Origin of the sequence: Pseudoalteromonas sp. Isolate3, assembly GCF_022398505.1 — a bacterium.
In the GTDB taxonomy this organism is placed as follows: Bacteria; Pseudomonadota; Gammaproteobacteria; order Enterobacterales; family Alteromonadaceae; genus Pseudoalteromonas; species Pseudoalteromonas apostichopi.
On record NZ_JAKEVN010000030.1, the window covers coordinates 24,682 to 35,969 of the forward strand.

The 11,288-nt window shown below is 41.4% G+C and carries 7 protein-coding genes; 5 read left to right on the forward strand and 2 right to left on the reverse strand.

All coding sequences use genetic code 11. The features are described from left to right. Positions 1-18: 18 nt before the first annotated feature. Entirely contained in the window at positions 19-2,787 is a 2,769-nt protein-coding gene (barA, locus tag L1D46_RS08460) for a two-component sensor histidine kinase BarA (protein WP_239977329.1), read from the reverse strand. 80 nt (positions 2,788-2,867) lie between these two features. Between barA and rlmD the strand changes: the two genes are divergently transcribed. The 5 genes from rlmD (at position 2,868) to eno (ending at position 10,350) form a co-directional block, all read left to right on the forward strand. Continuing rightward, the gene (rlmD, locus tag L1D46_RS08465) at positions 2,868-4,193 is read left to right on the forward strand and encodes a 23S rRNA (uracil(1939)-C(5))-methyltransferase RlmD (RefSeq protein WP_239977325.1); all 1,326 of its coding nucleotides are present in this window, start codon (positions 2,868-2,870) and stop codon (positions 4,191-4,193) included. Between the two features lie 7 nt (positions 4,194-4,200). Then, a complete protein-coding gene (gene relA / locus L1D46_RS08470; RefSeq protein WP_239977326.1) occupies positions 4,201-6,360 on the forward strand; it encodes a GTP diphosphokinase in 2,160 nt (719 codons plus the stop codon). After that, on the forward strand, positions 6,360-7,160 hold the full coding sequence (gene mazG / locus L1D46_RS08475) for a nucleoside triphosphate pyrophosphohydrolase (protein WP_239977327.1): 801 nt from the start codon (positions 6,360-6,362) through the stop codon (positions 7,158-7,160). Before relA ends, mazG begins: the two co-directional genes overlap by 1 nt. A gap of 157 nt (positions 7,161-7,317) precedes the next feature. Further along, positions 7,318-8,952, forward strand: coding sequence for a CTP synthase (locus L1D46_RS08480; protein ID WP_054562242.1), 1,635 nt, complete (start codon positions 7,318-7,320; stop codon positions 8,950-8,952). A 99-nt stretch (positions 8,953-9,051) separates the two neighbouring features. After that, the gene (eno, locus tag L1D46_RS08485) at positions 9,052-10,350 is read left to right on the forward strand and encodes a phosphopyruvate hydratase (protein ID WP_062566760.1); all 1,299 of its coding nucleotides are present in this window, start codon (positions 9,052-9,054) and stop codon (positions 10,348-10,350) included. A gap of 58 nt (positions 10,351-10,408) precedes the next feature. On the opposite strand, the gene mutH is transcribed toward eno, so the two are convergent. Next, positions 10,409-11,080, reverse strand: a complete 672-nt coding sequence (mutH, locus tag L1D46_RS08490; RefSeq protein ID WP_239977330.1) for a DNA mismatch repair endonuclease MutH — start codon at positions 11,078-11,080, stop codon at positions 10,409-10,411. Positions 11,081-11,288 lie beyond the last annotated feature (208 nt).

Below are 11,288 nucleotides of genomic sequence, written 5' to 3' on the forward strand. Positions count from 1 at the left end.
CTTTTTTTTGAGTGCTTTTTATCGTTGCGGTTCAACCATACCTGCATCACTTAACAAATTATTTAGCTCATCAATCAACTCAAACAATTCAGGTTCAATGTAATTTAAATCGCAATCGCTTTTTAGTGATGTTTCGAGTGTTTCGGCAAGTGATTTTAGTTTTGGTACGCCGGTGTAACAACACGCGCCATGGAATTTGTGCACTATGCTAAGTACATGTTCACAATCTTCTTTTTCTATAGCTTCATTAAGTAGGCGTAAGGTTTCAGGTACACTGAGTAATAACATGTTGAGCATTTCTAGTGCTAACTCTTCTTTACCGCCAGCGCGTTGTAGCGCTAATTGCCAATCAAGGCGGGCACTTTCAAATGGAGGTTCTGAGTCAACTGTGGCAGCTTTGCTTCGTTCGCGATTAATCGGCGATTGTGGGCTATGATCGCTAATTATTTGTTTTAGCATATCTTCATCAATAGGCTTAGTTAAGTAACCTTTAAAACCATCTTTAAGCAGCTGTTCTTTTTCACCCGCTAATGCGTGAGCAGTAACGGCAATGATTGGCGTATCTTCATTGAGAGATGACTCGCGGATAAGTTTACATGCGGTAATACCATCCATAATTGGCATTTGGATGTCCATGAAGATCAAGTCATACTTATGGCTTTTACTTAGACTGTAGGCTTGTGAGCCGTTGTGTGCCGTATCAATTAGCTCAATCTGTTCTTCAAGTAAGGTGCAAATAAGCTTTAGGTTGGCATCATTATCGTCTACAACTAGTACTTTTAGAGGTAATAACTTTTCAGTGCCTTGTTCAATGTTATGCACTGGATGGTCAAGACGATAAGGGGCAGCAAGTACTTCACATAATTTACGATGGTTAAGTGGTTTGCTTAAGCAAGCATCTGCGCCACTACCCACAAAGGCTTCGCGCATATTGTGCGAGACCGTATTGAGCATAATATATAAATAATCAGTGACTGGGCGCACTGCTTTTACATAACTCTTAAGTTGCTGCATATCGTCAATTGTGGCGGTATGACCAATGATACAAATATCGTAACTGAAGTCTTTATTGATCTCATTTAAGAAGCTTTCTTCATCTATACAAGCGGTAACGCGAGTTTGCCATTCATGTAAAAGCGATAAGGTTGCTTGATGTGTATGCTCATGAGGCTCAAGGTAAAGAATACGTTTATTAATCAATGATTGGGTCGGTAAGTCACTAGTAATTGAGTTACTTGGCGTTCTGAATACGGCATTGAATGTAAAGCAGGTGCCATTACCAGGTGCTGAGTTCAGGGTAATACGACCATTCATCGCTTCAACAATGTGTTTGGTGATGATTAAACCAAGACCTGTGCCACCAAATTTACGGGTGATACTTGAGTCTGCTTGGCCAAATGGTGTAAACAAGGCATCTTGTTTATCCATTGGGATGCCCACACCAGTATCGGTGACAGACACTAAAATAGAGGCGCGCTCTTCATCTAATAAGCGGTAGCCAACATCAACCTTGATTGAGCCTTTTTCAGTAAATTTAATGGCATTACTTATAAGATTTATCAAAATTTGTTTAAAGCGGGTCGGGTCGCCAGTTAGATTGTCAGGTACTTGTGGATGGATAAATATCGATAGCTCAAGTTGTTTTTCGTGTGCACTTGGTGCTAACAAGGTCATAACTTCATTAATATTGTCACGGAGCTGGAATTGCATTGACTCAAGCTCCATGGCACCGGCTTCTAATTTAGAAAAGTCTAAAATGTCACTGATAATCGTTAATAAGCTATTTGCAGATAGCTCAATAGTATCGAGGTAATCTTTTTGATGCTTATTAAGCGGGGTTTTATAAAGCTGACGCGTAAAGCCAATTACACCATTTAAAGGCGTACGTAATTCGTGACTCATTTTGGCTAAAAAGTCTGATTTAACACGGTTAGCGTCTTGCGCGTCTTTTTTGGCAATACTTAACTGAATATTCTGAGTTTCGTATTGTTCTAAGGTCTCGCGGTAATCAGAGGTTGCCTGATCAATATGCTTTTGCATCTCATCACGTTGCACTACCATGGTTTCTGAAATGGTATTTAAGCCTGTGCGTAATAACTCAAACTCACCAAACATTTTTTTATCAAGACCTGTATCTACTTTCCCTTCAATTAATTTGTCGGTAGCTAGTACTAACTTATTAAGTGGTTGAATAAACATGCGGGTCAACCTAAATGCTAATACGCTCGCAAGTACTAGTGCTATGAGTATCACCACGCCACTGACCAGTAAGGCGCGTTGCTGGCCGATAATGGCTTGTTGTTTATTAAGCATGATCACCACATTACCTAGTGATGCTTGATAGCTATTATGATTCCAAATCGTGTCTTGACGGCTATGATTAATAATGGCGGTAGAAAATGTTAGATAGTGATCAGAGTTGTGTACTTGAATCCCATCCATACTGTTAACATTGCTTTTAACAATTTCTTTGAATTCACTTTGATATTTACTAAAAATCACTAACTCATTGTTTTCATCGAAAATAGCAATTGATTGGATCGCAGGGGAGTGTTTGTTATGAGTATGGCTAACTAAGCGGGTTAGTAAGGCTTTATCACGCTTTAGTAATGGTTGTTCAACAGCAATGGCTAAGGGCTCAATAATAGTAACGCCCTGCTGATATAAAATTTCATCGAGCTCAATGTAACGATTTATTGTAAAATAACCGCCCAGCAACAAGCCTATGATCACAGTCGGTATAAGTGTAAGTATTAAGACTGAGTCACGTAAGCCAAATTTAGTCATAAAGAATGTTGTTATCATTATTATCGTTGTTTAAGAGTATATACTTAATCTCGCTTTATCAATAATTAAGGTGTTGCCCAATGGCACAGATTTTCAAAGCCAAAAAGAAATCCGTTTCGCAAAAAATGCTAACCCTCAATGTCACTGCTATGGACCATCAAGGACGAGGCGTTGCTAAGCAGGGAAGTAAAGTCTGTTTTGTTAATGGTGCTTTGCCGGGTGAAGAAGTAAAAGCGTTATTGATTGAAGATAAGGCACGCTTTGCCAGTGCTGATTGTAAAAAAGTACTATCAGCCTCAGCGCATAGGGTTACTCCTTTTTGTCAGCATTATCAGGTTTGTGGTGGTTGTCAGTTACAGCACCTTAATGCAGAACAACAATTGGTTGAAAAGCAAACTGCGGTTAGTCAGCTGTTTAGCAAGTTTGCCAAAGTTGATAACTTAAATTGGCAAGCACCTCTGCTTAGTGAAGAGCGCCATTACCGTCGCTCTGCGCGTATTGCTGTAATGCATGACAAAGCCGCAAAGAAAATGCGCGTAGGGTATCGAGCTCAAGGGTCTAAACAATTGGTGAGCATTGAAAACTGTGATGTGCTGAGTAGTACTTTTAAAGACGTTTTTTCAGTTTTTGATGTTCTTATCAACAGCCATTCAGGTCTTAGTAGTATTAGTCACCTACAATTATGTGAAGCTGATAATGCGGCCTTTGTGGTTATTAGGCATACCAAAGCTATTAATGCAGAGTTAAAAGCCATTGTCGTAGCGGCGTGTGATGAATATAGCTGGCGTGTTGTGTGGCAATCACACAGTGGTGAAATTGATCACAGTGACCATCCAATGCCGTACTACCAGATACCAGCTTATGATTTACGCTTTGAATTTGGCCTGGAAAACTTTATTCAAGTTAACCCCCAAGTGAACCAAGCTATGCTTCATCAAGCAAAACAGTGGCTTGATTTACAAGGTCATGAGCAGGTATTAGATTTATTTTGTGGTATTGGTAACTTTTCATTATTGATTGCAAAGTATGCTAAATATGTTATTGGTGTTGAAGGGGTCGATTCTGCGGTTGCATTAGCAAAACAAAATGCGCAAACTAACTCATTGTCGAATACCGATTTTTATTGTTTTGATTTAACAAAATCAATGCAATCAGCTGCTTGGTTTAGTGCCGAACTTGATGTGTTAGTGCTTGATCCATCACGTACTGGCGCAATGGCAATTTTAGAGCAGTTACCACTTACTCAGTTTAAAACGATTTTATACGTCTCTTGTGATCCTGTTACTTTAGCCCGTGACAGTGCACTTATTTTACAAGCAGGCTTTAGCATTGAAAAAATTGGGCTTATGAATATGTTCCCGCATACTGGGCATATTGAAACGATGGCGTTATTTCACAGGAGGTAAAGCGCACATGGTAGCCACTAGACAGTCACATCAGCTTACAAAGCCGAGTGATTTTGCCAGCCGTATCGAGCTGTTAGCGCTAACAGAAGACAAACATACCTTATTAGAGCAAGCTCACCAATTGTGTCTGCATTGCGATGATGCAAAACGTGAAAACACAGCCATTGAAATGGTAGAGATTTTAGCCGAGCTAAATTTAGATGCAGATTCACTTGCCACGGCTTTTTTAACACCTTATTTCTTAGCCGAAAAAATCTCGATTGAAACTGTGACCGACAAGCTTGGTGATCACGTTGCGTTATTACTAACAGGTGTAAGCCAAATGGCTACCATCAGCACCTTAGCCCATCAAGGCAAGGGCACTGTTCAAATTGATAATATCCGCCGTATGCTGCTAGCCATGGTTGAAGATGTGCGTGCAGTGGTGATAAAACTCGCTGAACAAGTATGCCATTTGCGTGATGTTAAAGACGCCAATGAAGAAGAGCGTGTAATTGCCGCTAAAGAAACACGTGACATTTTTGCACCCCTTGCTAACCGTTTAGGAATAGGTCAGCTTAAATGGGAACTTGAAGATCTTTCGTTTCGTTACCTGCACCCCGATACCTATAAAAATATCGCAAAACAGCTCGATGATAAGCGACTTGCTCGTGAAGCCTATATGGAAAATATGGTTGCTTTAGTAAAAGCACGCTTGGCCGAAGCGGGTATTGAGGGGGAAGTGTATGGCCGCCCGAAGCATATCTACAGTATCTACAAAAAAATGGCGCAGAAGAATTACGAATTCGATCAGCTGTTTGATATTCGTGCTATGCGCATTGTGGTGGAACGCCTGCAAGATTGTTACGCAGCATTAGGTATCGTGCATACCAATTGGCGGCATTTAAATAAAGAATTTGATGATTACATCGCAACACCTAAACAAAACGGCTATCAGTCAATTCATACAGTGGTATTTGGCCCTGAAGGTAAAACCGTTGAAATCCAAATTCGTACTAGCGAAATGCATCAAGATGCTGAGCTAGGTGTTGCTGCGCACTGGATGTATAAAGAAGGTGCATTGCCAGGACGTGGTTCTGGCTATGAGCAAAAAATTAGTTGGTTACGTAAGTTACTACAATGGCAAGAAGAAGTAGTTGATGGTAGTGACTTAGCTGAAGAGCTCAAAAATCAAGTAGTTGAAGACCGAGTTTATGTGTTTACACCAAAAGGTGATATTTTCGATTTACCACTGGGTGCGACGCCACTTGATTTTGCTTATTACATTCACTCAAACGTTGGTCACCGTTGTATTGGTGCAAAAGTGTTTGGCAAAATCGTGCCCTTTACTCATCAGCTCAATACCGGTGATCAGGTTGAAATTTTAACTCAAAAGCAACCTAACCCAAGTCGTGATTGGTTGAACCCATCGCTAGGTTATATTAAGTCATCGCGAGCACGCTCTAAAATCCATCATTGGTTTAAACAGCTTGATCGCGATAAAAACTTGAGCGCCGGTAAAGAAATATTAGAGAACGAGCTGCAAAAACTAGACTTAACAACCAAAGACCTTGCGCCAGCAATTGAGCGATTCAATCTTAAAGGCATTGATGACCTGATGGTTGCGGTAGGCGCAGGTGATGTTCGCTTAAACCAATTATTAAACTTTATTAGTGACCGTGATGATGACGAACCACAAATTAAGTTTAAAAAACCAAAAAGTGTCACAGGTGATAAAAACGGCATTGTTGTTGATGGGGTAGGTAGCTTAATGAGCCATGTTGCTAAATGCTGCCGACCTGTGCCGGGCGATGAAATCATTGGCTATATTACTCAAGGCCGTGGGATTGCAGTTCACCGTGAGGATTGTGATTCGTTTGAAAAACTTCGTGATAAACATCCTGAGCGGGTGATATCAGTAAGTTGGTCAGACGATGTAAATGGCTCTTACTCACTAACGATTAAAGTAGAAGCCACAGATCGCTCAGGCCTTATTAGAGATATCAGCTCTGTCCTTGCAAACGAAAAGGTGAATGTGCTTAACATGAATGTCAACACCGTTGAAGATAAGCAGCTTGCGCTGTTTTCAATGCAGGTTGAAGTACATGACTTATCGAGTACTAACCGATTATTGTCTAAGTTACACCAAATCGAAGGTGTACATGATGCAAAGCGTGGTCATTCGTAATGAGTGATAAACATGCCATTGAGCAGTCGTTATCAATTATGGCCAAACTACGGGACCCAGAATCTGGGTGCCCGTGGGATCTAAAACAAGACTTTAAATCGATAGTGCCGCATACCCTTGAAGAAGCTTACGAAGTAGCAGACTGCATTGAAAAAGGTGAACTCACTGAGCTTAAAAGTGAGCTTGGCGATTTACTTTTTCAAATCATCTTTTATGCCCAACTTGCTAAAGAGCAGGGCTTATTTGATTTTGCAGATGTGGCAAATACACTAAACGATAAATTAATTCGTCGGCATCCGCATGTCTTTGCAAAGCAAAGTGAGCTGTCGGACGCAGAGCTTTCGGCGCAGTGGCAGGCTATTAAAGCGCAAGAACGAGCAGAAAAATCTACTTCACCTCAAATGAGTCTTTGGCAGGATATTCCTGATGCGATGCCAGGTCTTTCAAAAGCTAAGAAAATTCAACAGCGCGTAGCAAGCCTAGGTTTTGATTGGCCAAGTTATCATGGGGCCCTCGATAAAGTCGCTGAAGAAGTCGACGAAGTAAAAGAAGCGCTGGCTCATGACCCTTTATCGGAGCATAGTGCAGAAGAGCTTGGCGATTTACTGTTTGCAACGGTAAATGTAGCCCGTCATATTAAACGCGATCCTGAGCAATTATTACGAAGTGCCAATGCTAAATTCGCGTCACGCTTTGAAAAAGTGGCTGCCTACTTAGATGAACGTGGCCAAAGTTTAGAAACGGCCAGTCTCGAAGAAATGGACAACGCATGGGAAGCCATTAAAAAGCAGGCCAAGTGAGCCTGTTTTGATACAGCTTGGGTACAGTGTAACCAAGCTCGTTTTTTGTGCACTTATTTGCTAATTTTATCTGGATTGATAGCAGCCCCTTTGCTATAATTTCGCCCCGTCTTGATTCTATATTATTCCTTTTAATTCCTGATATTCTAGGGTTCGCATGAGTACAAAATTTATCTTCGTAACTGGCGGGGTTGTTTCTTCGTTGGGTAAGGGTATTGCAGCAGCGTCATTAGCCGCTATTTTAGAAGCACGTGGTCTTAACGTGACTATTTTAAAGCTGGATCCTTACATTAACGTTGACCCAGGCACTATGAGCCCAATTCAGCACGGTGAAGTATTTGTAACTGAAGACGGTGCAGAGACTGACCTTGACTTAGGTCACTATGAGCGTTTCATCCGTACCAAAATGACTAGCCGCAACAACTTCACACAAGGTCGTGTTTATGAAGATGTATTACGACGTGAGCGTCGTGGTGAGTACCTTGGTGCAACAATTCAGGTTATTCCACACATCACAAACGACATTAAGCAACGTGTATATGACGGTGCTGAAGGTCGCGATGTAGCAATCGTTGAAATTGGCGGTACAGTTGGTGACATCGAGTCACAACCATTCTTAGAAGCAATTCGTCAGCTTGGCACTGAAATTGGCCGTGAGCGCGCATTGTTTATCCACCTAACGCTAGTGCCATTCTTAGGCCCTGCAGGTGAAGTTAAAACTAAGCCAACACAACATTCAGTAAAAGAATTACGTTCGATTGGTATCCAACCAGATATCTTAATCTGTCGTTCTGATCGTAAACTTCCAAATAACGAGCGCGCGAAGATCGCACTTTTCACTAATGTTGAAGAGAAAGCTGTTATTTCATTACCAGACGTAGAAAGCATCTATAAGATCCCTGCGTTACTTAAATCACAAGAACTAGATAACTTCGTATGTCGTCGTTTCTACCTTGAGTGCCCAGAAGCAGATTTATCTGAGTGGGAACAAGTGTTATATCAAGAGTCTAACCCAACGGGTGAAGTGACGATTGGTATGGTTGGTAAGTACATCGAACTACCAGATGCTTATAAATCAGTAAACGAAGCATTAAAGCACGCAGGTCTGAAAAACCGTCTAACCGTGAACATCGAATATGTTGATTCACAAGACTTAGAAAGCAAAGGTACAGAGTTACTCTCTCACCTTGATGCTATCTTAGTACCAGGCGGCTTCGGAGGCCGTGGTGTTGAAGGTAAGATTTTAGCGGCTAAATATGCACGTGAAAACAAAGTTCCTTACTTAGGCATTTGTTTAGGTATGCAAGTAGCGCTTATTGAATATGCGCGTAACGTTGCAGGCCTTGAAGATGCAAACTCAACTGAGTTTAACGCAAAATCAGCACATCCAGTTGTTGGTTTAATCACTGAATGGCAAGATGCTGACGGTAACGTTGAAATCCGTGATGAGCAATCTGATCTAGGTGGTACTATGCGTTTAGGTGCTCAGAAATGTCACTTAACACCTGGCTCTAAAGTAAGTGAAGTATACGGTAGTGACGAAATTGTTGAACGTCACCGTCACCGTTACGAAGTGAATAACCACTTTGTAGAGCAGCTTGAAAAAGCAGGCTTAAGTTTCACAGGCTTATCTGAAGATAAGAAACTAGTCGAAATTATCGAGAATAAAGATCACCCTTGGTTCATTGCCGCGCAATTCCACCCGGAATTCACGTCAACACCACGTGATGGTCACCCGCTATTTGAAGGGTTTGTTGCAGCAGCACACACTCACCAAAAAGCGTCATCGTAATTTAAGTAGGCCGTGCTATATGCACGGCTTATTTGTTTTAAAAGCCAGCAGCAATAAAGCTGGCACTAACTCACCATTTTCGGGAAAAGAGGAATCAAGATGTCAGAAATCGTAAAAGTGATTGGTCGCGAAATCATGGACTCGCGTGGTAACCCAACTGTTGAAGCTGATGTACATTTAGCTGATGGTTCATGGGGCCGTGCTGCAGCACCATCTGGTGCATCAACAGGTACTCGCGAAGCGCTTGAATTACGTGATGGTGATAAAGCACGCTACCTAGGTAAAGGTGTTTTAAAAGCAGTAGGCTATATCAATAACGAAATCGCTGAAGCTCTTAAAGGTCAAAACGCAGTTGATCAAAAAGCTGTTGACCAAGTTATGCTTGACTTAGATGGTACTGAAAACAAAGAGAAACTAGGTGCGAATGCTATCTTAGCTGTGTCTTTAGCAACAGCTAAAGCGGCTGCAAACTCAAAAGGCGTAGAGCTTTATGAGCACATTGCAGATCTAAACGGCACACCAGGTGTTTACTCAATGCCATTACCTATGATGAACATCATCAATGGTGGTGAGCACGCTGATAACTCTGTAGATATTCAAGAGTTCATGATCCAGCCAGTTGGCGCGACAAACTTCCGTGAAGCGTTACGTATGGGCGCTGAAGTATTCCACAGCTTAGCAAAAGTACTTAAAGCTGAAGGTCACTCTACATCAGTAGGTGATGAAGGTGGTTTTGCTCCTAACCTTGAATCAAACGAAGCGGCACTTGCTGCAATCAAGGTAGCTGTTGCAAATGCAGGTTATGAGCTTGGTAAAGATATCACTCTAGCTCTAGACTGTGCGGCATCAGAGTTCTACGACAAAGAAGCAAATATCTACGACCTTAAAGGTGAAGGTAAAAAATTCACTTCTGAAGAATTCAACCACTTCCTTAAGGGCCTTACTGAGCAATACCCAATTGTTTCAATTGAAGACGGCTTAGACGAGTCTGATTGGGATGGTTTCGCACACCAAACACAGCTAATTGGCGACAAAGTACAATTAGTAGGTGACGATCTGTTCGTAACTAACACGAAGATCTTAAAGCGTGGTATTGATAACGGTATTGCTAACTCAATCCTTATCAAGTTCAACCAAATCGGTTCATTAACTGAAACGCTTGCAGCTATTAAAATGGCTAAAGATGCTGGCTTCACAGCTGTTATCTCTCACCGTTCAGGTGAAACAGAAGATGCAACAATTGCTGATTTAGCAGTGGGTACTGCGGCAGGTCAAATCAAAACGGGTTCACTAAGCCGTTCTGACCGTATTGCTAAGTACAACCAATTACTTCGCATTGAAGAAGTATTAGGTGAGAAAGCACCTTACAATGGTCTTAAAGAAGTTAAAGGTCAGTAATCAGCCCTAACTATTTAGACTTTAAAAGCCTCCTTCGGGAGGTTTTTTTATATTTTAATTAAAGCTGAAATTGCTGTTTTAGGATCTCGCCGGTGAAGCTGGTTTTTAGATAAAAACCGCGAGGCAAGGTTCGTATTATTTGACCATTCGGGCCAATTGCATCAGTCAGCGCTTTGCTATTGGCTGCTTTTGGCCTTATTTGCATAACATCGCCTAAGTGGCCTGAAATCTCATCCACTCGACCTAGAGCTATTAGCTCCATTTGTTCTTCCCAATCACGTTGTAAGAGTGCGTCTTGCTCGGCCGTTGGCTGCCACAAAAAGCCGCTGCCTATGGTGCGGTGAAAAGGTAGAATTTCGCGTTCGCCTAAAATAGGTAACCATAAAACATGATTCAACTTTTTACGAACCGTACTTTGCTGCCATTTTATCCCAGTTACATTCAGTAGTGGTGTTACAGAAACAAACGTCGTTTCGAGTGGTTTGCCTTTAAATGAAATGGGCAGAGTTTTTAACTCAATTCCTAATTCTTCAAAATCAGGCGTTGGCTTTGAGCCTGCGGTTGCGCCAAGCACATATTCGATAAGTTGCCCGGTCCAGCCTTTTTCACGTAGCAAGTCTTCAGGTGTTTTAAAATGATATTGCTCGGCTAATTGCCCTAAAGTAAGGCCTGCAATAGCATCAACACGTTGCATTAATTCATTTATAGAAGCGGGTTTTATCGGTCGCATAAGGCGTTTATTTGATTGTCTAATTAACCGGATCATGATAGCAAATGTGCGCCTTAGTGGATATCTTTGTGTTTGAGTGTTTTTTGCGCACGTTAAGTGTGAGCTAAAAATAACCAATTAATTTTTTGGATATCCAGGTCTAAGTGTATGATATTTAATTTAATTATTGTTTTTGTGTGTTGTTTCTATTTCATTAATTAGTCAGTTG